Origin of the sequence: Bradyrhizobium sp. BR 10289 (assembly GCF_019455385.1) — a bacterium.
In the GTDB taxonomy this organism is placed as follows: Bacteria; Pseudomonadota; Alphaproteobacteria; order Rhizobiales; family Xanthobacteraceae; genus Bradyrhizobium.
Genome location: NZ_JACOFR010000010.1, coordinates 32,635 through 57,135 on the forward strand (window position 1 = coordinate 32,635; position 24,501 = coordinate 57,135).

25 protein-coding genes are annotated in these 24,501 nt (G+C 65.2%); 14 read left to right on the plus strand and 11 right to left on the minus strand.

All coding sequences use genetic code 11. The features are described from left to right. Positions 1-146 precede the first annotated feature (146 nt). Positions 147-1,412 carry an MFS transporter gene (locus HYH08_RS18250; RefSeq protein ID WP_220011184.1) on the plus strand — a complete coding sequence of 422 codons (1,266 nt, stop codon included), beginning with the start codon at positions 147-149 and terminating at the stop codon, positions 1,410-1,412. Here HYH08_RS18250 and HYH08_RS18255 read toward each other — a convergent pair. Together HYH08_RS18255 and HYH08_RS18260 are read right to left on the minus strand one after the other, a co-directional pair. After that, positions 1,409-1,816: a DUF4864 domain-containing protein gene (locus HYH08_RS18255; protein ID WP_220011185.1), complete on the minus strand. Its 408-nt coding sequence runs from the start codon at positions 1,814-1,816 to the stop codon at positions 1,409-1,411. The two genes, HYH08_RS18250 and HYH08_RS18255, sit on opposite strands and share 4 nt — an antisense overlap. 66 nt (positions 1,817-1,882) lie before the next feature. Continuing rightward, positions 1,883-2,533: a TetR/AcrR family transcriptional regulator gene (locus tag HYH08_RS18260; protein ID WP_220011356.1), complete on the minus strand. Its 651-nt coding sequence runs from the start codon at positions 2,531-2,533 to the stop codon at positions 1,883-1,885. Positions 2,534-2,783: 250 nt separating this feature from the next. Between HYH08_RS18260 and HYH08_RS18265 the strand changes: the two genes are divergently transcribed. The 3 genes from HYH08_RS18265 to HYH08_RS18275 are packed head-to-tail and all read left to right on the plus strand — an operon-like array spanning position 2,784 to position 6,587. Beyond that, positions 2,784-3,281 (plus strand): (2Fe-2S)-binding protein, encoded by a 498-nt coding sequence (locus tag HYH08_RS18265; protein WP_220011186.1) that lies wholly within the window; start codon positions 2,784-2,786, stop codon positions 3,279-3,281. After that, positions 3,278-4,333 (plus strand): FAD binding domain-containing protein, encoded by a 1,056-nt coding sequence (locus HYH08_RS18270; protein ID WP_220011187.1) that lies wholly within the window; start codon positions 3,278-3,280, stop codon positions 4,331-4,333. The genes HYH08_RS18265 and HYH08_RS18270 overlap by 4 nt, the downstream gene beginning before the upstream one ends. Beyond that, entirely contained in the window at positions 4,326-6,587 is a 2,262-nt protein-coding gene (locus HYH08_RS18275; protein WP_220011188.1) for a xanthine dehydrogenase family protein molybdopterin-binding subunit, read from the plus strand. The genes HYH08_RS18270 and HYH08_RS18275 overlap by 8 nt, the downstream gene beginning before the upstream one ends. A gap of 43 nt (positions 6,588-6,630) precedes the next feature. Here the strand turns inward: HYH08_RS18275 and HYH08_RS18280 are convergent, their stop codons facing one another. Both HYH08_RS18280 and HYH08_RS18285 read right to left on the minus strand, forming a co-directional pair. After that, complete coding sequence (locus HYH08_RS18280) at positions 6,631-6,783, minus strand: hypothetical protein (protein WP_220011189.1); 153 nt, start codon at positions 6,781-6,783, stop codon at positions 6,631-6,633. Between the two features lie 145 nt (positions 6,784-6,928). Then, positions 6,929-7,477 (minus strand): cupin domain-containing protein, encoded by a 549-nt coding sequence (locus HYH08_RS18285; RefSeq protein WP_220011190.1) that lies wholly within the window; start codon positions 7,475-7,477, stop codon positions 6,929-6,931. Between the two features lie 161 nt (positions 7,478-7,638). Between HYH08_RS18285 and aptA the strand changes: the two genes are divergently transcribed. Together aptA and HYH08_RS18295 are read left to right on the plus strand one after the other, a co-directional pair. Then, positions 7,639-8,967: an omega-aminotransferase AptA gene (aptA, locus tag HYH08_RS18290; RefSeq protein WP_220011191.1), complete on the plus strand. Its 1,329-nt coding sequence runs from the start codon at positions 7,639-7,641 to the stop codon at positions 8,965-8,967. Positions 8,968-9,037: 70 nt separating this feature from the next. Then, positions 9,038-10,303, plus strand: coding sequence for a D-amino acid dehydrogenase (locus HYH08_RS18295; RefSeq protein WP_220011192.1), 1,266 nt, complete (start codon positions 9,038-9,040; stop codon positions 10,301-10,303). A gap of 191 nt (positions 10,304-10,494) precedes the next feature. Here the strand turns inward: HYH08_RS18295 and HYH08_RS18300 are convergent, their stop codons facing one another. Continuing rightward, positions 10,495-11,151, minus strand: coding sequence for a helix-turn-helix domain-containing protein (locus HYH08_RS18300; RefSeq protein WP_220011193.1), 657 nt, complete (start codon positions 11,149-11,151; stop codon positions 10,495-10,497). Positions 11,152-11,333: 182 nt separating this feature from the next. Here HYH08_RS18300 and HYH08_RS18305 point away from each other — a divergent pair, with 182 nt between their 5' ends. The 4 genes from HYH08_RS18305 to HYH08_RS18320 are packed head-to-tail and all read left to right on the plus strand — an operon-like array spanning position 11,334 to position 14,824. Continuing rightward, entirely contained in the window at positions 11,334-12,098 is a 765-nt protein-coding gene (locus tag HYH08_RS18305) for an ABC transporter substrate-binding protein (RefSeq protein WP_220011194.1), read from the plus strand. A 44-nt stretch (positions 12,099-12,142) separates the two neighbouring features. Further along, complete coding sequence (locus HYH08_RS18310) at positions 12,143-12,796, plus strand: amino acid ABC transporter permease (protein WP_220011195.1); 654 nt, start codon at positions 12,143-12,145, stop codon at positions 12,794-12,796. Further along, complete coding sequence (locus HYH08_RS18315) at positions 12,793-13,524, plus strand: amino acid ABC transporter ATP-binding protein (protein WP_220011196.1); 732 nt, start codon at positions 12,793-12,795, stop codon at positions 13,522-13,524. The genes HYH08_RS18310 and HYH08_RS18315 overlap by 4 nt, the downstream gene beginning before the upstream one ends. A 13-nt stretch (positions 13,525-13,537) precedes the next feature. Beyond that, on the plus strand, positions 13,538-14,824 hold the full coding sequence (locus HYH08_RS18320; protein WP_220011197.1) for an NAD(P)/FAD-dependent oxidoreductase: 1,287 nt from the start codon (positions 13,538-13,540) through the stop codon (positions 14,822-14,824). 2 nt (positions 14,825-14,826) lie between these two features. Here the strand turns inward: HYH08_RS18320 and HYH08_RS18325 are convergent, their stop codons facing one another. Continuing rightward, the gene (locus tag HYH08_RS18325; RefSeq protein WP_220011198.1) at positions 14,827-16,416 is read right to left on the minus strand and encodes a gamma-glutamyltransferase family protein; all 1,590 of its coding nucleotides are present in this window, start codon (positions 16,414-16,416) and stop codon (positions 14,827-14,829) included. Between the two features lie 118 nt (positions 16,417-16,534). On the opposite strand from HYH08_RS18325, the gene HYH08_RS18330 reads away from it, so the two are divergent. Further along, positions 16,535-17,308, plus strand: coding sequence for an enoyl-CoA hydratase-related protein (locus HYH08_RS18330; RefSeq protein ID WP_220011199.1), 774 nt, complete (start codon positions 16,535-16,537; stop codon positions 17,306-17,308). A 75-nt stretch (positions 17,309-17,383) separates the two neighbouring features. Here HYH08_RS18330 and HYH08_RS18335 read toward each other — a convergent pair whose 3' ends face one another. Then, entirely contained in the window at positions 17,384-17,560 is a 177-nt protein-coding gene (locus tag HYH08_RS18335; protein WP_220011200.1) for a hypothetical protein, read from the minus strand. A 9-nt stretch (positions 17,561-17,569) separates the two neighbouring features. After that, a complete protein-coding gene (locus tag HYH08_RS18340) occupies positions 17,570-17,803 on the minus strand; it encodes a DUF6894 family protein (protein ID WP_220011201.1) in 234 nt (77 codons plus the stop codon). A gap of 204 nt (positions 17,804-18,007) precedes the next feature. Here HYH08_RS18340 and HYH08_RS18345 point away from each other — a divergent pair, with 204 nt between their 5' ends. From HYH08_RS18345 to HYH08_RS18355, 3 genes are all read left to right on the plus strand, one after another. Further along, positions 18,008-20,080 (plus strand): PQQ-dependent sugar dehydrogenase, encoded by a 2,073-nt coding sequence (locus HYH08_RS18345; RefSeq protein WP_220011202.1) that lies wholly within the window; start codon positions 18,008-18,010, stop codon positions 20,078-20,080. Then, positions 20,037-20,975, plus strand: coding sequence for an SMP-30/gluconolactonase/LRE family protein (locus tag HYH08_RS18350; RefSeq protein ID WP_220011203.1), 939 nt, complete (start codon positions 20,037-20,039; stop codon positions 20,973-20,975). The genes HYH08_RS18345 and HYH08_RS18350 overlap by 44 nt, the downstream gene beginning before the upstream one ends. Before the next feature lie 126 nt (positions 20,976-21,101). Continuing rightward, positions 21,102-22,127, plus strand: coding sequence for a histone deacetylase family protein (locus HYH08_RS18355; RefSeq protein WP_220011204.1), 1,026 nt, complete (start codon positions 21,102-21,104; stop codon positions 22,125-22,127). Positions 22,128-22,287: 160 nt separating this feature from the next. Here HYH08_RS18355 and HYH08_RS18360 read toward each other — a convergent pair whose 3' ends face one another. The 3 genes from HYH08_RS18360 to HYH08_RS18370 all read right to left on the minus strand — a co-directional run bounded on the left by HYH08_RS18360 (position 22,288) and on the right by HYH08_RS18370 (position 24,384). Beyond that, on the minus strand, positions 22,288-23,268 hold the full coding sequence (locus tag HYH08_RS18360; RefSeq protein ID WP_220011205.1) for an LLM class flavin-dependent oxidoreductase: 981 nt from the start codon (positions 23,266-23,268) through the stop codon (positions 22,288-22,290). Beyond that, complete coding sequence (locus tag HYH08_RS18365; protein ID WP_220011206.1) at positions 23,265-23,996, minus strand: 4'-phosphopantetheinyl transferase family protein; 732 nt, start codon at positions 23,994-23,996, stop codon at positions 23,265-23,267. Before HYH08_RS18365 ends, HYH08_RS18360 begins: the two co-directional genes overlap by 4 nt. 220 nt (positions 23,997-24,216) lie before the next feature. Continuing rightward, positions 24,217-24,384: a hypothetical protein gene (locus tag HYH08_RS18370; protein WP_220011207.1), complete on the minus strand. Its 168-nt coding sequence runs from the start codon at positions 24,382-24,384 to the stop codon at positions 24,217-24,219. Positions 24,385-24,501: the final 117 nt, after the last annotated feature.

A 24,501-nucleotide genomic window follows, 5' to 3' on the forward strand; every position in this document is an offset into this window, starting at 1 on the left:
CCAATAGACTCCTCGCGCGGCAATGTTGCACACGCAGATTGCAAACTAATGGCAAAGCCCGGTTTCGCCAAGCACCTTCTTACCGCAGTGCACCGCGCATGCCCAATATATCGCCACGCCGGTTGACCGCGAGGCACACCGCGAACATGGTCCGCGCCGTGCACGCCCCAAATCATCCAGGACAGAAGCCGGCTCCGTTCGCCCCTGATTCCCGTCAGGCCTGGGTGCGATTGCTGCTTGCGCTTGTCATAAGTTCGATCGGCGGCGTCGGCATGTGGGCGATCGTCGTCATGATCCCCGCAGTGCAGACCGAATTCGCCGCCACGCGCGGCGCGGTGTCGCTGCCTTTCACCCTCATGATGTTCGGCTTCGGGCTCGGCGGCGTGATCGCCGGCAAGATCACTGACCGGTTTGGCATCGTGCCGGCGATGGCGATCAGCATCGCCTTCCTCGGCATTGCCAATACGCTGGCGGGGCTTTCGACCCAGCTCTGGCAGTTCGTCGCGGCTTATTTCCTGATCGGGCTCGGCACATCAGCGACCTTCGCGCCGCTGATGGCGGAGGCCTCGCACTGGTTCGAGCGTTATCGGGGCCTTGCCGTGACCATCGTCGCCAGCGGCAATTACGTTGCCGGCACGATGTGGCCGCCGCTCGTCAATGCGGGCCTGCAGACGATCGGCTGGCGCTATACTCATATCGGCCTCGGCCTTGTTTGCGTGAGCCTGATGACCACCCTGGTGCTGGTCTTGCGCGCGCAGATGGGCAATGACCATATCCGCGACCATGCCAATGCGCCGCCGCCGCGCGTCGATCTCCGGCTGTCGACCAACACGCTGACGGTGCTGCTTTCAATCGCCAGCATCTCCTGCTGCGTCGCCATGGCGATGCCGCAGGTGCATATCGTCGCCTATTGCGGCGACCTCGGCTATGGCGTGGCGCGCGGCTCCGAGATGCTGTCCTTGATGATGGCCTGCGGCGTCGTCAGCCGGATCGGCTCGGGCTATCTCGCCGACAAGATCGGCGGCATCCGGACGCTGCTGATCGGTGCGCTGGCGCAAGGCTTTGCGCTGGTATTCTACCTGTTCTTCGACAGCCTCGCCTCGCTCTACATCATCTCCGCGATGTTCGGCCTGTTCCAGGGCGGCATTGTGCCGAGCTACGCCATCATCGTGCGCGAGGCGATGCCGGCAGGCGAAGCGGCGACCCGCGTCGGCATCGTGATCTTCGCCTCCGTGTTCGGCATGTCCTTTGGCGGCTGGGTGTCGGGCGTCATCTTCGATGCGACGGGCTCTTATGCCGCGGCCTTCGCGAACGGCGTAGCGTGGAGCGCGCTGAATATCGGCATCGTGCTGACGCTGTTGATCCGTTCGCGGATGAATGCGGTCAAGGCAGGGCCGGGATTCGCGACCTAAACTTCCCGCCCCACCTTCAGCAGCGAGCAGCCGGTGATCTTGTAGCTGCCGTCAGCCTGCTGCTCGAGCGTATAGAGCGCTTCCCACGCCTCGCCATTGGCGTCGACGATGTGAACACGCTGGGAGACCCAGTTGCCTTCACTCTTGCTCTCGCCGAACTCAAAGCTCTTATGCCGGTAGACCGGCGCGTAGCCGTTCTGCACCATCGACATGAAGATGTCGGGTGCGGGGAAGATCTCCCTGATCGCCGGTGCGGCGTAGGAATAGGCCGCATTCGCATCGTCGCGTGCAAAGGCCTGCTCCTGGGCGCGGATGACGCCCTGTGCAACGGCAACGTCGTCGGCGAATGCCGGAGCGGCACCGAGGGTGATCATGAAGGCGACGAGCAAGGCGGCAATGCGCATGATAGGCTCCGCGTTGAAATCCCGGCGGTGCTGATCCTAGCACGCCCCGAGGGAGATACGGGCGGGCTATCGCTTCCGTTTCGGCGCCGGCTTCTCGGGTTTGCCAACGCGGGCCTTGGCCTTGGCCTTGGCCTTGGTCGCCGGCTGCACGCGCAGGCCGTCGATGAATACATCCAGCAGCCGCAGTGCGGTTGCTTGCCAGCCGGGTTGGTCGTGGATGTAGCACATGCCGAAGAACGCGCGCAGCAGATCCTCGGGACTGATGTCGGCGCGCATCTCGCCGGCGGCGACCGCGCGCGCGAGCAGCGAGCCTGTCGCCTTGGTCAGGCGCTCGAAGGAGAAGGCATGCAGCTCAGACCCGCTCTGCACCGCGAGCGCCAGCGCCGCCACCATGCCCTTTTTCGTCGCGACGAATTCGACACCTGAGTGCAACCAGCGCCTGAGCGCGTCGACCGGGTCCTTCGCATTCCTCAATTGCTCGGCAAGCTCGCTGAGCTGCTCGACCTCGCGCCGGTACACCGCCTCGAACAAATCCTCGCGCGTCGGAAAGTGTCGGTAGAGCGTGCCGATGCCGACGCCGGCGCGTTTGGCGACGGCCTCCAGGCTCGCTTCGGGCCCGCCGGCGCTGAACACGACCTTGGCGGCTTCGAGCACGCGCTCGCGATTGCGTACGGCATCGGCGCGGGGCTTCCGAATCTGGTCGGTGTGGTCGTCCATATCGGCAATGTAGATCACGAATTGGTTAGATTGAACCCTCGTCGGACCCGCGCAGGACAGCATCGCGTTGGTCGCGCATGGGCTTTTGACCAATTCCAAATATTTTTCCGCGACCCTTGTTAAGCGGAGGGTGCCTCCGTATCTTCGTCGAGATGTTGGCCGGGTTTCGCTCGGCCGGCACATGTCGACGGCGGCCACGGAGGTGGCGCGCCGGCCGATGAGCCATGTCCATATCTGATCGGAGCCTTGTATGAACCACTCCATCAGCGTCACCGTGAACGGTGCGCGGCGCGACTTCGTCCTCGACGATCCGCGCGTCACGCTGCTCGATCTCCTGCGTGAGCGCCTCCATCTGACCGGAACCAAGAAGGGATGCGACCGCGGCCAATGCGGGGCCTGCACCATTCTCGTCGACGGCAAGCGGATCAACTCCTGCCTCGCGCTCGCCATCAGCCATGACGGCGCCAACATCCTCACCATCGAAGGCGTCGCGCGCGGCGACCAGCTTCACCCCGTGCAGGCTGCCTTCATCGCCCATGACGGCTTCCAGTGCGGCTTCTGCACGCCCGGCCAGATCATGAGCGCGATCGGCATGATGCAGGAAGCGCAAGCCGGCAACGATCCCGAGCGCATTCGCGAATGCATGAGCGGCAATCTGTGCCGCTGCGGCGCCTATGCCGGCATCGTCGATGCCGTACTCGAGGCGCAGGCCGGCATGGACGAGACCAATCAGAGGCGCTTCGCATGAAACAGTTCGATTATGTCAGGCCGGCCACGGTCGCTGAAGCCGTCGCTGCCGCCGCCCAGCCGGGTGCCGTCTATCTTGCCGCCGGCACCAATCTGCTCGATCTGATGAAGGGCAATATCAGCCGTCCGGATCGCCTTGTCGATGTCACGCATCTCGGCGGGCTCGATCAAATCGAGACCCTCGCCGACGGATCGTTGCGTATCGGTGCGCTCGTCAGCAACGCCGACCTCGCGCATGACGCAAACTTCGCGAAGTCCTATCCGGCCGTCGCCGAAGCGCTGCTCTCCGGCGCGTCGGCACAACTGCGCAATGCTGCGACCGTCGGCGGCAATCTGCTGCAGCGGACGCGCTGCGCGTATTTCTACGACACCGCCAGCCGCTGCAACAAACGCGAGGCCGGCTCCGGCTGCGACGCCCGCGACGGCGAGAACCGCGGCCATGCCGTGCTCGGCTGGAGCGAGAGCTGCATCGCGACGCACCCCTCGGACTTCTGCGTACCTCTGGTCGCGCTTGACGCGATCGTCGAGATCGAAGGCAGGAACGGTCGTCGCGAGATCGCTCTAGACGATCTGCACCGTCTGCCCGGCAATACGCCGGAGCGTGAATCGGCGCTCGAACCGGGCGATCTCATTGTCGCAGTGCGCCTGCCGCCGGCGGCGCGCGGCTTTGCCACGCATGCCCGCTACCTCAAGGTTCGCGAGCGCACGTCCTACGCCTTCGCCGTGGTGTCGGCTGCGGCCGCGTTGCGGATCGAGAATGGCAAGATCGCGGAGGCGCGGCTTGCGCTCGGCAGCGTCGCCGCAAAGCCCTGGCGTGCGCGTGCCGCTGAAGATGTGCTCAAGGGCGTCGCGCCCACCGCCGATGCTTTTCAGGAGGCGGCCTGGCGCGCGCTCAGCGAAGCAAAACCGTCCGGCGACAACGCCTTCAAGATCGAGCTCGCGCGCCGCATCGTCGTGCGCGCGCTGACCCTTGCCGCCGCCGGCACGCCCGCGCGCATTCCCGCGCTGCCGGCCTCTCCCTTTGCCTCCACGTCCGGAGCCCTTCATGCCTGAGCTCAATCTATCCAGCACGCCCGCGCATCTGCGCCACGGCTCGAACATCGGCCAGCCGCTGACCCGCCGGGACGGCATCCTCAAGGTCAAGGGTCAGGCGACCTACGCCGCCGACAATCATCCGCCCGGCATGCTGTTCGCTGTGATGGCCGTGTCCAGCATCGCGCATGGCCGCGTGATCTCGCTCGATGTCGCCGCCGCAAAACGCCATCCGGGCGTGGTCGATGTCATGACGCCGGACCACAAGCCGCAGCTTGCGATCGACCCGGAGATCAAGACCAATCCGTTCGTGTTCCGGATGGAGGTGTTGCAGAGCAACGAGGTCCGCTACGCCAACCAGCCGATCGCCGTCGTGATCGCCGAGACGCTCGAGGCGGCGACGGAAGGCGCGGTGCTGCTGGCGCCACGTTACGAGACACTGCCTCCGCTCGTCGGTCTCGACGCCGGCGAGAGTTACGTGCCGCCGGTCGTCGGCGTCGGTAACCCCACCGAAAATCACCTCGGCGATGTCGAGGCCGGTCTTGCCGCCGCCGAGAAGCAGATCGACGCAACTTACGAGACGCCGCCGCAATATCACAACGCCATGGAGCCGCATGCGATCGTTGCCGCCTGGAACGGCGACAGTCTCCAGATCGACATGCCGACCCAGGGCCTGATGCTGTCGCTGGCTCGCGTCGCCGAGCTGTTCGGCATCGCCCACGACAAGATCCACATCCGCAGCCCGTTCCTCGGCGGCGGCTTTGGATCGAAGGGGCTGATGGCCGGTCCCCCGGTGCTCGGCATCATGGCGGCAAAGCTGGTCGGCAAGCCGGTCAAGCTGGTGCTACGCCGCGAGCAGATGTATGGTCCGGTCGGCCATCGCGCGCCGACGCGACAGCGCCTGCGCATCGGGGCCGACGGCGAGGGACGTCTCACCGCGCTCGATCATCATGCCAGAACCGTGTCGAGCGCGTTCGACGACTTTTACGAGCCCGCGGCCGATGCTTCGCACACGCTCTATGCGGCACCTGCGATCCGCACCTCGCATGACGCCGTGCGCGTCCACACCGGCACGCCGCTGTTCATGCGCGCGCCGGGCGAGGCGACCGGTTCGATCGCGCTCGAAAGCGCGATCGACGAGATGGCCTGGGCCTGCGGCATGGATCCGCTCGCGTTCCGGCTGAAGAACTACGCCGAGGTTGAGCCGATGACGGGAAAGCCGTTCTCCTCAAAAGCACTGCGTGCCTGCTATGAACAGGGCGCGGCGCGCTTCGGCTGGTCGAAGCGCTCGCTCCAGCCGCAGCAGATGCGCGACGATGCCGGTCTGCTCGTCGGCTGGGGCATGGGCACCGCGACGTTCCCCGCGCTGATGTTCCAGGCGGAGGCGCGCGCGGTGCTCCGCCGCGATGGCTCCGGTGCGATGGAGATCGGCGCGCATGACATGGGGCAGGGCGCCTGGACGGCGCTGGCCCAGATCGCGGCCGACGAGCTCGGCCTCGACATCGACCGGGTCGAGTTCAAGGCGGGTACGTCCGATCTGCCGGACGCCGGCATCGCCGGCGGCTCGGCACACACGGCGACCGCGGGGGCTGCGATCCACAGCGCCGGTGCCGCCGTGATCGCAAAGCTTGCCGATCTCGCCACCAATGACGAGCGCTCGCCGCTGTTCGGCGCCGGCAATGCCGGCGTGGTCGCGCGCGACGGTCGGCTGATCCGGCGTGACGACGAGAGCCGCAGCGAGAGCTATGTGGATATCCTGGCGCGCGCGGGCGTTGCCGAGGTCGAGGCCCGCGGCACCGGTGCGCCGAACCCGGCGGCGACGGAGGAGTATGCCATGCACGCCCATGGCGCGGTGTTTGCGGAGGTGAAGGTCGATCCTGAACTCGGCCAGATCCGTGTCTCCCGCATGGTCGGTGCCTTCGCGGCGGGACGCATCGTCAATCCGCATCTGGTGAAGAGCCAGCTGTTCGGCGGCATGATCTGGGGCATGTCGTTCGCGCTGCACGAGGAGGCCATCACCGACCGCCGCAGTGGGCGGATCATGAACGCCAATCTCGGCGAGTACCATATCCCCGTGAATGCCGACGTGCCGCCGCTCGACGTGATCACGGTCGAGGAGCACGATCCGCATGTGAATGCACTCGGCATCAAGGGCGTCGGCGAGATCGGCATCACCGGCAGCGCGGGCGCGGTCGCCAATGCGGTCTGGCACGCGACCGGCGTGCGCGTTCGCCGGTTTCCGATCAGGATCGAGGACTTGCTGACGCAGCTCTGAGACAATCAGGCGGGGCGAGATTGTCTCGCTCCGCCGGGTGTTGCTAATGCAGCTTCTTGCGGAGCGCCTTGAGCGCCTGTCGCTGCGTCTCGATATATTCGGCAATCGCCTTGCGCAGCTCCTGCGAATGGAGCTTGTCGGCGTCGCGCTGCACTTCGTCGAGCGCAGCCTCTGCATTGGCGAGCGTGATCTTCATCTGCGAGCCCGGTTGTGGAGCCGCGCCGGAATGTGTCTCGGCTACGGCCCAAACCATATAAGAGGTTTGGCGCGCGGAAATTGAGATGCCTCAAGCTCCGTATGATACGGAGCACTCCGTGGGAACCCGGATAGCCTTGCGCGCCTCAAAACGTCGGCGGCGTGCAGGCCGAGATCACCTCGCATGGCTTGCCGCCGACGCAGCGGAAACGATGCGGGCGGCGGCTCTCGAAGTAATAGGCATCGCCCGGATTGAGGATGCGGCGCTCGTCCTCGACGGTGACCTCTAACTTGCCTGAAATGACGATGCCGCCTTCCTCGCCGTCATGGACGAGGTGCACGCGCCCGGTGTCGCTGCCGGGCTCGTAGCGCTCCTTCAAAATCTGCAGGCTACGGCCGAACAGATTGTCGCCGACTTGCCGGTACGAGATCGGCTTCTTGCCGACCTCGGTCAGTTCCTCCGCGCGGTAGAAGATCTTGCGGCGCGACTCCGGTTCCAGCGCGAAGAACTCGGCGAGTCCCATCGGGATGCCGTCGAGGATGCGCTTGAGCGCGCCGACCGAGGGGTTCATCTGGTTGGATTCGATCAGCGAGATGGCCGAATTGGTGACGCCGGCACGCTTGGCAAGCTCGCGCTGCGACAGCTTCTGGCGCGCCCGGATGAATCGCAGCCGTCCACCGATGTCGACGCTCATGTCCTGGTCCTTGCCCCGATCCGGTGTTGCAGGTGTTGCGGATCGCGCAAATATGGACCGGCGGGCAGAGCAAAATCAATGGCTTGCAAGTCCCCAGAAAAGGACTTGTTGCCCTATCGAAGCCGTGGCTCTGCTATCGGGTCAGCAAAGGAGCGTGGCCCGTGACCCTTCATCAGATTCCGAACACTATCAAGACCGATTCGTTCTGGATGCCGTTCACGGCCAACCGGCAGTTCAAGAAGGCGCCGCGCCTGTTTTCCTCGGCCGAGGGCATGTACTACACCACCGTTGACGGTCGTAAGGTGATCGACGGCTCCGCCGGCCTCTGGTGCGTCAATGCCGGCCACGGCCGCAAGCAGATCGCCGCCGCCGTCGAGCGCCAGCTGATGACGCTGGACTTCGCGCCCTCGTTCCAGATGGGTCATCCGCTGGCGTTCGACTTCGCCGAGCGCCTCGCCGAGATCGCGCCCAAGGGCCTCGACCGCATCTTCTTCACCAACTCCGGCTCCGAATCGGTCGACACCGCGCTGAAGATCGCGCTCGCCTATCACCGCGCCAACGGGCAGGCGAGCCGTACCCGCCTGATCGGCCGCGAGCGCGGCTATCACGGCGTCGGCTTCGGCGGCACCTCGGTCGGCGGCATGGTCGCCAACCGCCGCGCCTTCGCGACCCTGCTGCCGGGCGTCGACCACATCCGCCATACCCACGATCTCACCCGTAACGCCTTCGCCAAGGATCAGCCGGAGCACGGCGCCGAGCTTGCCGACGACCTCGAGCGTCTGGTGGCTCTGCACGGCGCCGAGACCATCGCCGCCGTCATCGTCGAGCCGGTGCCCGGTTCGACCGCGGTGCTGCCGCCGCCGAAGGGCTATCTCAACCGTCTGCGCGAGATCTGCGACAAGCACGGCATCCTCTTGATCTTCGACGAGGTCATTACCGGGTTCGGCCGTCTCGGCACCCCGTTCGCCGCCAATTTCTTCGGCGTCACACCGGACCTGATGACGACAGCCAAAGGCATCACCAACGGCACCATTCCCTGCGGCGCGGTGTTCGCGCATCGCAAGGTGCATGACGCCATGATGATCGGCCCGGAAAACGTCATGGAGCTGTTCCACGGCTACACCTATTCGGCGCATCCGACCGCCTGCGCCGCCGGCATCGCGACGCTTGATATCTACAAGGACGAAGGCCTGCTCACGCGCGGCGCCTCGATCGCGGAATACTGGCGCGATGCGCTGCACTCGCTGAAGGGCCTGCCCAACGTCATCGACATCCGCAATTGCGGCTTGATGGGCGCGGTCGAGCTGTCGCCGCGCGACGGCACGGTCGGCGCGCGTGGTTACGACGTGATGGTCGACTGCTTCAATCGCGGGCTGTATTTCCGCATGAGCGGCGACTCCTTCGCGCTGTCGCCGCCGCTTATCGTCGAGAAGAGCCATATCGACGACATCGTCTCGATCTTGGGCGACGCCATCAAGCGGGTGGCCTGATAATTGCTCTCGCCGTTGCGAGTTGTTTCCTTGCAGCGGCGAGCGTGATGCCGCGGGAGTTTGACCAAGCGTGAAAGTTCTGATCCTCGGCAGCGGTGTCATTGGTGTCACCTCTGCCTACTACCTCGCACGTGCCGGCCACGACGTGACGGTCATCGACCGTCAGCCCGAACCGGCGCTGGAGACCTCGTTTGCCAATGCCGGCGAAGTCTCGCCCGGCTATTCCTCGCCCTGGGCCGGCCCCGGGGTACCCGTAAAGGCGATCAAGTGGCTGCTGATGAAGCACGGCCCGCTGGTGATCCGGCCGAAGCTGGATCCCGTGATGTGGATCTGGCTCTCCAAGATGCTGCGCAACTGCACCAGCGCGCGCTACGCGGTCAACAAGAGCCGGATGATTCCGATCGCGGAATACAGCCGCGACTGCCTGCGCGATCTGCGTCGCGATATCGGCATTCAGTATGACGAGCGCTCGCAGGGCACGTTGCAGCTGTTCCGCTACCAGGCCCAGCTCGACGGCACCGGCGAAGACGTCGCCGTGCTCAAGCAATACGGCGTGCCTTACGAGACGCTGAGCCGGGAGGGCTGCATCGCGGTCGAACCGGCGCTCGCAGGCGTGAAGGAAAAATTCGTCGGCGGGCTTCGTCTGCCGCAGGACGAGACCGGTGACTGCCACATGTTCACGCAGGCGCTGGCCAAGCATGCCCAGGCGCTCGGCGTGCGTTTCGTGTTCAACACCGGCATCGACCGTATCGTCACCGACGGCGCGCGCGTCAGCGGCGTTGCAACCAGCGCCGGCCTGCTGCAGGCCGACAGCTACGTGCTCGCGCTCGGCAGCTATTCCTCGCAGATGGTCGCGCCGCTCGGCATCTCGCTGCCGGTCTATCCGGTGAAGGGCTATTCGATCACGGTGCCGATCAAGGACGCTTCCGGCGCGCCGGAATCGACCGTGATGGACGAGAGCTACAAGGTCGCGATCACCCGGCTCGGCAATCGCATCCGCGTCGGCGGCACCGCCGAGATCTCCGGCTTCTCGACAAAACTCTACGACGCCCGCCGCGCCACGCTCGATCATTCCCTGACCGATCTGTTCCCGCGCGGCGGCGATCTCGCCAAGGCAACGTTTTGGAGCGGCCTGCGTCCGATGACGCCTGACGGTCCGCCCGTGATCGGCCCCACGCAATACGGCAATCTCCATCTGAACACCGGCCACGGCACGCTCGGCTGGACCATGTCCTGCGGCTCGGGACGCGTGCTCGCGGACATGCTGTCGGGCAAGAAGCCGGAGGTGGATGTGAGCGCGCTGACGGTAGACCGGTACAATCACAGGTTCGGGTAAGACTCTATCCGCTCGATTGACTCCATCACCGTCACCCTGAGGTGGCCGCTTCTTCAGCGGCCCTCGAAGGGCGACGGCCCGGCTGCATCTCGGCCGTTCATCCTTCGAGGCTCCCGGCGCGATGCTAGTGCATCGCGCCACTCGCACCTCAGGATGACGGGTTGAGAGCATGTGCGCGGAAGCGGGGAAGCCTAAGCCCCCGTCACGCAATTCACCCACAGCACCACGGTCTTCGCATCCTGCGCCGGATTGGAAAACCGGTGCGGCCGCCGGCTCGCGAACCGAAAACTGTCCCCGGTCTTCAGCGACCATGTCTCGCTGTCCACCGTCAGCATCATTTCGCCGTCCAGCACGAGGCCGGCCTCCTCACCGTCATGGGTGTAAAGTTCGTCGCCGGTGGAGCCGCCGGGCTCCAGATGCACCAGGAACAGGTTCAACTTGTTGTCGGCGCCCGCCGGGCTCAGCAATTGCTTGGACACGCCGGTGCGCCACAGCTTGAGCTCGGGCCGTTGCAGCCCGCGCGTGACGACCTTATCAGGCGCGCCGTCGGCGCTTGGGCTCGCGCCGAACAATGCGGCGATGCCGACGCCGAGCACGTCGGCGAGCGTGGCCAGCACGCGCAGCGACGGTGACGACAGGCCGCGCTCGATCTGGCTGAGGAAGCCGATCGAAAGATCCGTGCGCGCCGCGACCGTTTCGAGCGAGAATTGTCTGACGCGGCGGAGATCCCTGATGCGCCGTCCGACCGCGACGTCCATCGCCGGCTCAGCCGGTTTGACGATCGCCCTGGCCGAAGCTGTCCTGGCTCTTGTCTTCTTCGCCGGCTTTGCGGCGGCCGGTTTGCGCATTCTTTTGCCACCGCTCACGTCAAACCGCTTCCTTCATGTGCATGAAAATTGCTTGCATCGTTTCGGAAAGTGTGACCAAATTTTCATATTGGTGAAAATAGGCCGAAACGGCTTGGCCCGCAACGTCTGCGATAAAAAGACATCTGCGAGCGCCGCATCGGCCGGGCCCAAAGGGGGATGCGATGGCGTTGAAGCGTTTTGTCCAGGCCGCAGTCGCGGCGCTCGCGATTTCGGCCACCATGCCGGCGTCCGCGCAGCAGGTGCTGAAGGTCGGCTCGACGCCGACGGGCATTCCCTTCACTTTCCTCGACACCAAGACCAACACCATCCAGGGCATCATGGTCGATCTCGTCACCGAGATCGGCAAGGATGCCGGCCTCAACGTGCAGATCGAGCCGATGGCGTTCTCGGCGCTGATCCCGTCGCTGACCTCGAGCAAGATCGATATCATTGCGGCTGCGATGTTCATCACCGCGCCGCGCAAGGAGGTCGTCGACTTCTCAGACCCGATCTACACCTATGGTGAAGGCCTCGTGGTGCCGAAGAGCGACACCAAGGCCTATGCGACACAGGAAGACCTGAAGGGCGAGACAGTCGGCGCGCAAGTCGGCACCGCCTTCGTCGATGCCCTGAAGAAGTCGGGGCTGTTCGCTGACGTCAAGGCTTACGACACCATCCCCGACATCCTGCGCGACGTGAACACGGGGCGCCTCAAGGCCGGCTACGCCGACTATCCGATCCTCGCCTACAATCTGAAGCAGGGCGGCTTTCCCGAGGTGCGCCTTGTTGATGGCTACAAGCCCGTCACCGTCGGCTCGGTCGGCATCGGCGTGCGCAAGGGGGAGACCGCGTTGCTCGGCAAGATCAACGCGTCGCTGGCGAAGCTGAAGGCCAACGGCACCATTGACAAGATCCTCGAGAAATGGGGCCAGAAGGCGCAAGGCTGATCAAGAGGGGTGATCGAGCGCGTTAGATCGACATAGGCTGCCCGATGAAAGGCTTCTGGCACGACGCCGCCGAATTCTTCCCGATCCTGATGAGCGGCGTCGCGCTGACGATTATCGTCACCATCGGCTCGCTGCTGCTCTCGACGGTGCTCGGCCTGATCTGGGCGATGATGCGGGTCTCCGGCATCAAGGCGCTCTCGATGCTCAGCGCCAGCCTGATCAACGTGATCCGCGGCATCCCGATCATCGTATTGCTGTTCTATCTCTACTTCGTGATGCCTGATCTGGGCGTCACGCTGTCGGCCTTGCAGGCTGCCATCCTCGGGCTCGGCATCGCGTACTCGGCCTACCAGGCTGAAAACTTCCGCGCCGGCATCGAGGCGATCGATAAGGGCCAGATCGAGGCGGCGCAGTCGATCGGCATGGGCTGGTGGCTGACCATGCGCCGCGTGGTGCTGCCGCAGGCGGTGCGCATCGTGCTGCCACCTTACGGCAACGTCATGATCATGATGCTGAAGGATTCCTCGCAGGCCTCGACCATCACGGTCGCCGAGCTTGCGCTGCAAGGCAAGTTGATCGCGTCCTCGACGTTCAAGAACACCAACGTGTTCACGCTTGTTGCGTTGATGTATCTCACCATGAGCATCCCGCTGATCCTGCTGGTCCGTCACTTCGAGAAGCGGGCGGGCAAGAAATGATCGAGCTCGACGACGTCCACAAGAGCTTTGGCAAGGTCGAGGTGCTCAAGGGCATCACGGCCTCCGTGCAGAAGGGCGAGGTGGTCTGCATCGTCGGTCCCTCGGGCTCGGGCAAGTCCACGATCCTGCGCTGCATCAACGGGCTGGAAAGCTACGACCGCGGCGAGATCAGCGTCGAGGGCCTCAAGGTTGACCGCGACGCGCCGTCAATCGTGAAGGTGCGCACCCAGGTCTCGATGGTATTCCAGCGCTTCAACCTGTTCCCGCATCGGACGGTGCTTGAGAACGTCGTCGAAGGCCCGCTGTTCGTGAAGAAGGAACCGCGCGCGCAGGTGCTCGAACGCGGCCGCGCGTTGCTCGGCCAGGTTGGCCTCGCGGAAAAGGCCGACGCCCATCCGCCGCAGCTGTCCGGCGGCCAGCAGCAGCGCGTCGCGATCGCGCGGGCGCTGGCGATGCAGCCCAAGGCGATCCTGTTCGACGAGCCGACCTCGGCGCTCGATCCCGAGCTGGTCGGCGACGTCCTTGGTGTCATGCGCAAGCTCGCCGACGACGGCATGACCATGGTCGTCGTCACCCACGAGATGGGCTTTGCCCGCGACGTCGCCGACCGCGTGCTGTTCATCGACGGCGGCGTGATCGTCGAGCAGGGCCCGGCCAAATCCGTGCTCAACCAACCCCAGCATCCACGCACGCAGGACTTTTTGCGCCGCGTGCTGCATCCGCTCTGACTCGGATTTCGCCATGACCGCGCGTTTGCCCCTGCCACCCTCGCTCTATGCCGACACCGCCGTCGCGCCGGTGGCCACGCCGCCGCTCGACACGGACAAGAATGTCTCCATCGCAATCGTCGGCGGCGGCTACACCGGCCTGTCGACCGCGCTGCATCTGGCGGAGCAGGGCGTCGAGGCGCTGGTGCTGGAAGCGCAGGAGCCGGGCTGGGGCGCGTCCGGGAATAACGGCGGCCACACCAATCCCGGCTTGAAGCACGACCCCGATCAGATCGAGGCCGATTTCGGCACCGAGCTCGGCCGCCGCATGATCGAATTCTCCTACGGCACGCCGAATTTCACGCATGACCTGATCCGCCGCTACCAGATCCCGTGCGAGGCGCGGCAGAACGGCACGTTGCGCGTGGCCTATCACGAGGCCAGCGCCGCCGCGATCAAGGCAACGGCGGACCAATGCATCCGCCGTGGCATGCCGGTGTCGTATCTGAACCGCGAGCAATTGCGCGAGATGACAGGCACCGACCGCTATATCGGCGCGATGCTGGATCGCCGCGGCGGCGACCTGCATCCCCTCAGCTATGCCCGCGGCCTCGCGCGAGCCGCGATCTCTGCCGGTGCAAAGGTCCATGGCGAGACGCCGGCGCTGTCGCTGCGCCGCGACGGCACGCGCTGGCGCATCGAGACGCCGCGCGCAGTCGTGCATGCGGATAAGGTGTTGCTCGCCACCAACGGCTTTACCGACGATCTCTGGCCGGCGCTCCGCCGCACCATCGTGCCGGTGTTTTCCTCCATCGTCGCCACGGCGCCGCTCTCGGACGATGTCGCGCGCTCGATCATGCCGACGCGGCCGGTGCTCTACGAGAGCGGCCACATCACGGTGTACTACCGCATCGATCAGAGCAATCGCCTCTTGATGGGCGGCCGCGGCCCGATGCGCTGGATCAACTCGCCGGGCGACGTTGCCTATCTCATGCGCTACGCCGAGCGGCTGTGGCCGCAGCTCAAGGGCGTGGCCTGGACCCATGGCTGGAACAGCCGCCTCGCCATCACCAAGGATCACTATCCTCACGTGCACGAGCCGGCCGAGAACATCCTGATCTCGCTCGGCTGCAACGGCCGCGGCGTTGCGCTTTCGACGGCGATGGGTGCGCAGCTCGCCCGCCGACTGATCGGCGGCGCCAAGGCCGAGATCGACATGCCCGTCACCGGCATCAAGCCGATCCCGATGCATGCGTTCTGGCCAGTGGGTGTGACGACCGCGGTGATCGCCGGCCGCGTGCGGGATCGGCTGGGGATTTAGCCTCAGCCCTCCGCCACAGCATCGGCCCACGGCTGAAAAATCTCGACTGCGCCCGAATTAACATCGCCCTCGCGCATCACGACGCTCGGGCAGGCGAATTTCTGCGGCAAGGACTGCACCCGCGCTTCCTCGTAGTCGAAGCGTGCGGCCAGGGCTTTACGCGCTTCCGCCGGCAGGCGGGCATCGCCGATGACGATCGCGCCTTCGCTGGCGTCGATGCGCGGCTGATGGATGGCGGCATCGAGATCCATGCCGAAATCCATCGCAAAGGAAACGAGCTGCGTCACCGACGGCAGGATGCGGCGGCCGCCGGAAGCGCCGACCGCGAGGCGCTTGCCGTCCTTGGTCTCGGCGATGACGGGTGTGTAGTTGGTGAGGCAGCGTTTGCCCGGAGCGAGCGAATTGGTGGTGCCGGGCGTCGGGTCGAACCACATGATGCCGTTGTTCATGGCGATGCCGGTGTGCGGCGTCACATATTTCGAGCCGAACGACGACAGCAGCGTCTGCGTCACCGCAGCCATGTTGCCATGGCGGTCGACCACCGAGAAATGCGTGGTGCAGGCCGGCGCGACATATTCCGCGCCAAGCGAGCGCTTACCGTCGGCATCGCCCATGTCCTTGAGGCGCTCGCGATAGGCCGCTTGCAGCGCCACCGCATATTCGCCGTAGGTGGCCGCGTCCGGCATGGCCGCAGGCTTCAGATTGTCCTGCAGCAGGCGCAGCGCATGCGCCATGGTCGGTCCCGCCGTGAGCTCCGGCGTCGCGAACACCTTGCCGCCGCGATAGGGGATCGCCAGCGGCTCGCGCAGATGGCTACGGAACGCCGCGAGGTCTTCCACCGACAGCGAGCCGCCGTCGGCCTTGATGTCGGAGGCGATGCTTTTGGCGAGGTCGCCCTGGTAGAAATCGCGCGGACCCGCCTTAGCGAGATGCGACAGCGTCGCCTTCAGCGTGGCCAGCGGCAGCCGCGTCTCGGACTTGATGCCCCATGGCGCACTCGGCGGCAGGCCGTCCTTCAGGAATGTCGCCGCGCTTGCCGGATAGCGCCTGAGATCGGCGGCCGAGCTCGTGATCATCAGCGTGGTCCACCAATCCACCAGCATGCCTTCGCCGGCCAGCGCGACAGCCGGTGCAACCAGATCCTTCCACGGCAGTTTTGCGTGACGGCGATGCGCCTCTTCCATGCCGGCGACGACGCCGGGCACCGCGACCGAACCGGGACCGTGGATGTTGCGGTCGCCCTTCACCCGCGGCCAGGGAAACAGATCGGAGGCGGCGCCTTCGCCGCTGAGCGGATAGTCGGCGGCGCGCAGGCTCTGCGGCGCGCACATGCCGTAGTCGATCACTTCGTAGCGATTTTCCCGAGCGCGGTAGAGCACCATCGCACCGCCGCCGCCGATGCCGCTGTTCCAGGGCTCCAGCACGTTGAGCGCGAAGGTGGTCGCCACGATCGCGTCGACACAGTCGCCGCCTGCCGCCAGAACCTGCGCGCCGACTTCCGCCGCCCGACGCGATTGCGAGGCGACGATGCCGCCCTTGGATGTGACGGCGGGCTTGCGGACGGTTTGGGCAAGGCTGAACTGATGAGGCATGATGTCGTCTTGATCTCTGGTGTTTCGGCTTGTTGCGCTGCGCGGAAGCTCAGCATTGGCGGGACGCGCAGAGGATGGCACATTGCCGTCAACGAGAACATCCAAAGGGAGAGGCGACATGGCAGGTGTGAAACAGGCGCGGGATGGCGCGGTCGGAATCCTGACGCTGGACGAGCCGGCAAGCCTGAACGCGATGACGCCGGACCTGCTCGGTGCGCTCGCCGCTGCTGTCGCCGACATGACAGGGGATGACAGCATCCGCGCCCTGGTTCTCACCGGCGCGGGGCGCGGTTTTTGCTCGGGGCAGAATTTGAAGGCGTCCGAAGCGCTGGGTGAGGACATCTCCGCCGGCGTGATGCGGTTCTACTGGCCGGCCTTCAAGGCGCTGCGCGAATGCCGCGTGCCCGTGGTCGTCGCCGTCAACGGCGTCGCGGCCGGCGGCGGCTTCAGCCTCGCGATGGCCGGTGACATGATTGTCGCAGCTCGGTCGGCGAGCTTCATACAGGTGTTCAGCCGCATCGCGCTGGTGCCCGATCTCGGCTCGACCTGGCTGCTGCCGCGCCTGATTGGTCGGCAGCGCGCGCTCGAGCTGATGCTGCTCAACGAGCCGCTGACGGCGGAACGTGCGCAGGAGATCGGCCTGGTGCGGCAGGTCGTCGACGATGAGAGGCTGATGGACGAGGCCCTGGTCCTGGCGCGGCGCCTCGCCGAGGGCCCCACGCGCGCCCTGGTCGCAACCCGCGCGCTGGTCGAGGAAAGCGAACATGCGACCTACGAGGCGCAATTCCGCCGCGAGATCGAGCTTCAGGCCACCATCCGCAAAAGCGCTGACGCCATCGAAGGCCGCAATGCCTTCGTCGAGAAGCGCAAGGCGAAATTTACGGGGAGGTGAAGGACGGGCTATCCCTGAAACGCATCATGGCTGGGACAAGCCCGGCCATGATGATGAGATAAGGCGTTCGCTGGCTCAAAGCCCGCGGTTCAGCCGGCTGGCCTGATACTTGGCGTGCCATTTCGGGCCGGGGCCGCGCATGTAGTGGAGCTCGGGGCGATAGGGATTGCCGGCGATCCGCACCAGCTTCTGCCATTTGGTGGCGACAAAGGTGAGGGGCTGGCGGAGCAGGCTCAGGGAGGCGAACAGCATGGCATCATCTCAATGCGGCTTGCCGAGCATGGCGGTGAAGGGGAGATCGAAGATCTCTTCGCCGTCGTCTCCGCTGACATGGATCACCCAGTCGCGCCAGTCTTCGGCACCGGGCGTCTGGATCATCGAGTTCATGATCTGGCTGGCGCGGTCGCGTGCCTCGGCCAGGTTGGCGACGGCGGCGCCGTAGCGGTCGATCAGCGTGCCCTCGGTGTTGGAGCAGTGAAAGTAGACCTGGACCATATGCGTCTCCTATCGGGAGCGATTGGGATGGCAAACCGATACCACCCGAGGCCTTCGCGAAACATTCGGGGCGAGCCCGGTAAGGGAATTTACGGAGATTGGTCGGCGCCAAGGTCGTTACAGGTTTAATCACAGGCGGGTGATGGCTGGACGGCGCCGAGGCGCCATGGAACAAGCTGTCCGGAAAGTCCGGGGGAGGCCACCGTGAACCCATTCACATTCGCCACCGAACGCCGAAATTCGCGCGTGTTTGCAGCGATTTTGGCCGCAGCGCTGTTCGGCGTTGCCCCGGCCTCGTCCGATCCGGTGAGGAAGAGTGGCTATGCCATCGGCACGGAGACCTGCGGCAGCGGCGATCTCACATTTCCGAGAATCCAGATCGACATGAAGGCGGGATTTTGCGCCGGCCTCGTCGCCAGTGAGGAGGATCGTCTCAAATTCCCGCGCTCGATTGTCCAGGTGCCCGGCCGCGACCTGTTCGTGGTCGCCGACATGGGTGGTTGGGGCCATACCGACGGACGGCTGCTGCTGCTCGATCCGCACGCGCCGCAGGGCCAGCGCTTCAAGGAGCTGCTGACCGCAATCGAATATCCGTTCGGCCTCGTGATCGGTCCGGACAAGAAGCTCTATGCCTCGGCCGCCGAGACGATCTTCCGGTTCGATCCACTCGCAGACAATCCGCGGAGCACGGTGGAGACCATCATCCGCCACATGCCGGGCCGCCGGATCACCCTGCCCGACGGCACCAGGCTCGACGAAAGCGCACACCCGCTCAAGCAATTCGTGTTCGACCGGAACGGGCGGCTTTTCGTCAATATCGGTTCGCACAGTGATGACTGCATCACGCCGGCGCCGATCACAAAGCCCTGTGCGGCAGCCGAAGGCGCCTCCGCGATGGCGTCGATCTGGCTGTTCACGCCGCCCTCGGGTGGCGTCTTCCCGGCCTTGAAGCCTGGGGATGCCGACCCGCCGCACATGGTCTATGCCCGCGGCCTGCGCAATTCGATGGCGCTGGCGCTGCATCCGAATTTTCCGGATGCCGGCTACGCCTTCCTGCAAGGCGAGAACGGCCGCGACCTGCCCGACATCTTCAAGCCGAACGAGGAAATCAACGTCATCGAGCAGGGCAGGCATTACGGCTGGCCGTATTGCTATGACTTGGCGACGCCGAGCCCTGAATTCAGGATCGTGCTGCAGTCGGGCGTCTACAAATCGCTCTGCACGGCTAATACGCTCTACAAGCCGCCGTTGACGCTGATGCCGCCGCACGGCGCGCCGCTTGCGATGCTCTATTACCACGGTGCCAAATTTCCGGAGCTGGAGGGCAAGCTGCTGGTCGGCCTGCATGGCTATCGCCCGACCGGCAGCCGCGTCCTCATCTACGATGTCGACGATCACGGCTTCCCGAAGCCGAGCCCTGCGCCGGTGCGTTACCGCGTCAGCTGTGCGGCCGATCCGACCCACAGCTTTCAAGCCGACGGCAACGACGTGGCCGCCGCACCGTTCGAGGAACTGGTCGCAGGCTGGCACCGCGTCAACGGCGCACGGCCGCAAGGCGCGCCGGTCGGCATGACCGTTGCCGAGGACGGTGCGATCTGGCTGGTCGAGGACAAGAACCAGACAATCATCCGCATCGACCGCGCCGCGGGCGATCCACCGCAGCCGCTGCCCTGCGACACGCGCAGCCAGGCGATGATCGACCAGCTCGCGGCCTTCGTTGCCAGGGACCCGCAGAACAGCATCCGCCTCACCAGCTTGCGCAAGGGCCTCGTCGAGAAGCATTGCGTCGGCTGCCATTCGGATTTTGGCCTGAAGGCAGGACAATCCGAGGCAGAGAAGGACAGGACCGCGCTCCGCTTCATGCTGTCACAGGACGGCTGGATCTATCCTGGCGATCCTGCCTCCGGCAGGCTGCGCACGCGCCTGCGCGGCATCGGCGCCGAGAAGCTGATGCCGCCCGGTGGTGAGAGCCTGCCGAAGACCGAGCCCGGCTACACGCGCCTGCTCGATACCGCCGACCTGCTCGTCGCCAAAATGGTTCCGGGCACGCGGATGCGGATCAAGGGCGGCCCGCCGCAGCGCAAGTTCTTCGGTAAAACCGGCAGGGAATGCGGCGAAATACCGGCCGGCAAGGTCGTCGTCGTGACACAAAGGAGCGCTGTAGACAAATCCGGCTTCAGCCGATTCTTCCGGCCCGCAGATCCCTATCTGAATGGCGAGTGCAGCGACGACGATGGCTATTACATCCGGCAGGAATTTCTGGTGCCTGTGCAGTAGCATCCTGCTGATCGCGACGCCGCTGGCCGCAACCGAGACTAAACTTTTCGACAGCGTGCAGGTAACGCCCGCCAGCGAATATACCTTCGGCATCGAAGGCCCCGCCGCAGATACCGACGGCAATCTGTTCGTCGTCAATCTCGGCAGGCCCGGCACCATCGGCAAGCTGCCCGCGGGTGGTGCGGCGTCGGAGCTGTTCACGACGCTCCCTGAGGGCAGCGTCGGCAACGCGATCCGTTTCGATCGTAGCGGCACCATGTTCATCGCCGACTACAAGAAGCACAACATCTTCGCGATCCGGAAAGGCGGCGCCGACCCCGCCGTCTGGTTTCATTCTGACGAGATGAACCAGCCGAACGACATCACCATTGCGCGCGACGGCACGATCTATGCGAGCGATCCGAACTGGAAAGGCCGCGAGGGTCACATCTGGCGAATTGCGAAGGCGGCCGATGGTTCGGTGCAAGGACAGATTATGGCGGCGCCGCGCGCGATGGGCACCACCAACGGCATCGATCTCAGTCCCGACGGCAGGACGCTCTATGTGGGCGAATCCAGCAGCGGCCAGATCTGGTCCTACGCCATCAATGGCAACGAGCTCACCAACGCGAAGCTCGTCAAGGCATTCCAGCCCGACACCATCGACGGCCTGCGCACCGACATTGCGGGGCGCCTCTATGTCGCGCGCATCCTCAAAGGCACCATCGCGCTGATGAGGCCGAACGGCGCGGTCGAGCGCGAGATCACACTGAAAGGCAAGGAGCCGACCAACCTCGCCTTCGGCGGCAGCGACGGCAAGACCGTCTTCGTCACCCAGCGCCAGGGCGGCTTCATCGAGGCGTTCCGCACCGACCAGGAGGGCCGCGAGCACTGCCTTCAGCGCGGGCGTTGCTGAGGTTCAAAGGCGGTCTGCTTACTGTGCAGAGCGGTGCGACAGAGGCGGCATTCTTCTTGCTTGCATCCGGCGGCCGCAGCGATCAAGACAATCTGTGGCATCTTCAAAGCGACCACGGAGTGTTGAGTGAAAGCCGTCCATACCGATCTGCATCGCAGCCATGATCCGCAATTCTTCCTGGTTCGCGGTGTCGTCAAGCGCACCACCGAGCAGCCCGAGCGCGCCGACCGCCTGCTCAAGGGACTCAAGGACGGCAAGCATCAGCTGGTCGAGCCGACCAAGTTCGGGCAGGGGCCGCGTGCGCGCATTCACAGCCCCGAATATCTGACGTTCCTCAGCGAAGCCTGGGACGCCTGGACCGCGCTCGGCGATTCCGGCCCCGAGATGATCGGCAACATCCATCCCGTGCGCCATGCCGCGACCTATCCGACCCACATCGTCGGTAAGCTCGGCTGGCACACCGCCGATACCGCGGCGCCGATCGGCCCCGGCACCTGGGCCGCGGCTTGCGCTGCGACGGATGTTGCGGTCACCGCGGCGCAGATGGTGATGGACGGCGAGGACGCGACTTACGCGCTCTGCCGCCCGCCCGGCCATCACGCCTATCGCGACATGGCCGGCGGCTTCTGCTTCCTCAACAACAGCGCGATCGCCGCCGCGCACCTGCGGCAGAAGCACGAGCGCGTCGTGATCCTCGACGTCGACGTCCATCACGGCAACGGCACGCAGGGCATCTTCTATGCGCGGCCGGACGTCTACACGATCTCGATCCATGCCGATCCGACCGCGTATTATCCATTCGTGTGGGGCTACGCGCATGAGCGCGGCGAAGGCCCCGGGCTCGGCACCAATCTCAACATTCCGCTCGCCATCGGCACCGGCGACGACGGCTACATCCAGGCCATGGACGTCGTGCGCAAGGCGATCGAGTCCTTTTCGCCCGGCGCCCTCGTCATCGCTCTTGGCCTCGATGCCTCCGAGCACGATCCGCTCAAGGGCCTCGCTGTCACCACGCCCGGCTTCCGCCGCATCGGTCAGGCCATCGCGAAGATGGGCCTGCCGACCGTGTTCGTGCAGGAAGGCGGCTATCTCTCGGATATCCTGGGCGCGAACCTGACCTCGGTGCTGGCCGGATTTGAGGAGGCAAGGTGAGGTCTCTTTCGCCTCTCCCCGCGTGCGGGGAGAGGCCGGAATTTGCGCCCGCAAATTCCGGGTGAGGGGGACTCTCCGCGAATCCGACTGTCACCTCCCCCGCGGAGACTCTCCCTCATTCCGACCCTCTCCCCGCAAGCGTGGAGAGCGAGAGGAAATCTCAAAACATCCCGCTCGCTTTGAGCGCCTTGCAAACGTGCTGCATCTCGGCCTCGTCCGCGACCATGTCGAGCATGATGGTCGTCAGGCCTTTCGCCGCAAAATCCTTCAGTTTCGCGCCGATCTCCTCGTAGCTGCCGACGAGGTAGGGGCAGTCGGCCTGGAAGGTCAGGAACGGCAGCAGCCAGTAGCCGTTGTCGTGAAGCTCGCCGCTTTGCCCCTCGTACAGCCGCCGCTTCCACACGGAGTCGCTGTTCTCCACGGTGAGCGCGAGCAGCTCGCGGTCATCGACATTGTCGCGAAAGCGCGCCCGTGCCGCCTGCCGCGCCTCCTCGCGTCCCTCGCGGGTGAAGATGCCAAAGTTCATTCCCGGCGCATCGAGGCCGCGATCGAGATCGGGTGGCAGCATCTGCATCTTGATGCAGCCGGTCTCCTTCGCGACGCGCTGCGCCGCCTCCGACTGGCCCGCGATCAGGAATTCCGGCATCAGCTCCGCCGGCAGGCGCGGGCGAAGTTGCAGATGGTGCGCGCGGTAGAACCGGCCCTCGGCATTCACCGGCCGCGGGCTCGCCAGCAACTGGCGCATCAGCGCCACGAACTCGCCGAGCCGGACATAGCGGTCGCCATGCGGCTGCTCGTCGCCGAGACCCTGCAAGTCGCTGAGCGCGGTCCCGGTGATCATGTTGAGATAGACCTTGCGCCCATAGAGTTGCGCAAAGGACGACACGAACTTCGCCGCGGTGAACGGGTGCATATAGACCGGATTGACCGCAATCAGCGGCGAGGATCGCGTCGTCGCCGCCATGATGTGCTGAGCCATCGCCCAGGGCTCGACGAATACGTCGTTGCCTTCGAACAGCAGGATGCCTTCGAAGCCGTTGCGGTCCGCGAACTCAGCCACCCGCATCAGCTCGCCGACATATTTTCGTGGATCGCGGTTGCGCGAGATCGCGGGAAAGACGCGCAGCCGCGGCGCCGTCATTCCGCCGCTTCCTGGAATGGCCAGGCATTCCGGCTGATGGGAAGGCCGCCGGTCGCGCGGGAGCCATCGGCGATCGCGAGGCGGTGCGAGGGGGAGGGCGAGCACAGGGAGAAGCGCCAGCCCTGGGGATCGTCGGCGATATCGGGCTTGAAGCTGATCTCGATGGCCTCGCGCGAGACCTGCATTGCGAAGGCGTCGAGCGGCAGATTGAGCCCGAAGCCCCTGGCCTTCAGATAGGCCTCCTTGAGTGTCCAATAGTCGAAGAAGCGCTCGATCGCCGCCGGCTCCGGCAGGCTGCGCAGAGTCTCGACCTCCTCCGGCGCAAAGAAGCGCAGTGCGGTGGAGAGCGGCGCGACCCGCCGCGACACGGTCTCGACGTCGACGCCGACGGCTTCGTGCCCGGACACCACGCAGGCGACGCAGCCGTCTGCATGCGACAGGCTGAAATGCAGCGCGGTGGAGGTCTTGGGCGATGCGACGAACGGCCGCCCATAGCGGCCGGCCGCGAAGGACCAGTCGGTGGGGGCAACGTCGGGCGCAATCTGCGACAGCGCCAGGCGCAGCATCGCGTGGGCGAAAACATACTGGCGCCGGTGCCGCTCGAACATGAAGCGGTCGGCGCGGTGTCGTTCGTCGACCGAGAGCAAACGTCGGCACGCGTCGGCTGCGCCCGGCGCGTCAATGGTCTCGATCAGTCCGACAAACAGTTCAATCCTGTCGTCTGCCATCAATCAGGCCTTTGGCGTCAGGCAGAGGCCCAATCCCCGGCCCTGACGGAAGAATCAACTGAGCAAGAAACAACTGAGCGGAACCCGTCTAACGGTCCACCCGGGCGAATTCTTGTCGATCGTTGGACGGTTTACGGGCGCAAGCTTGTGCGAGCCCCCCAAGCGCGGCAGGCGTGCGGCCGTTATCCGAAGATTCGTGCGGCGTCTCCGCCGACTGGTCTTACTTTTTCTTCTTGGCCTTCTTCGCGCCGCCCAGCACCGACAGGCTGGCATCGACTTCCTTCAGCGCCGACTGGAGCTTCTTCTTCTCGTCGGTCAGCAGCTTCTGCAGGGCCTTGCGGTCCTTGTCGCTCAACGAGGTGCCTTTGGTAAATTTGATGAAACCCATAATACGCACTCCCCCGGTTGAAAATAATCGTCCAAATCAAAAGGCGAGAATAATCTTGCGCGGTCGCGCCAAATAATCAAGATGCAACTTGATCATTCACAGCTTTGACGAGTGAAC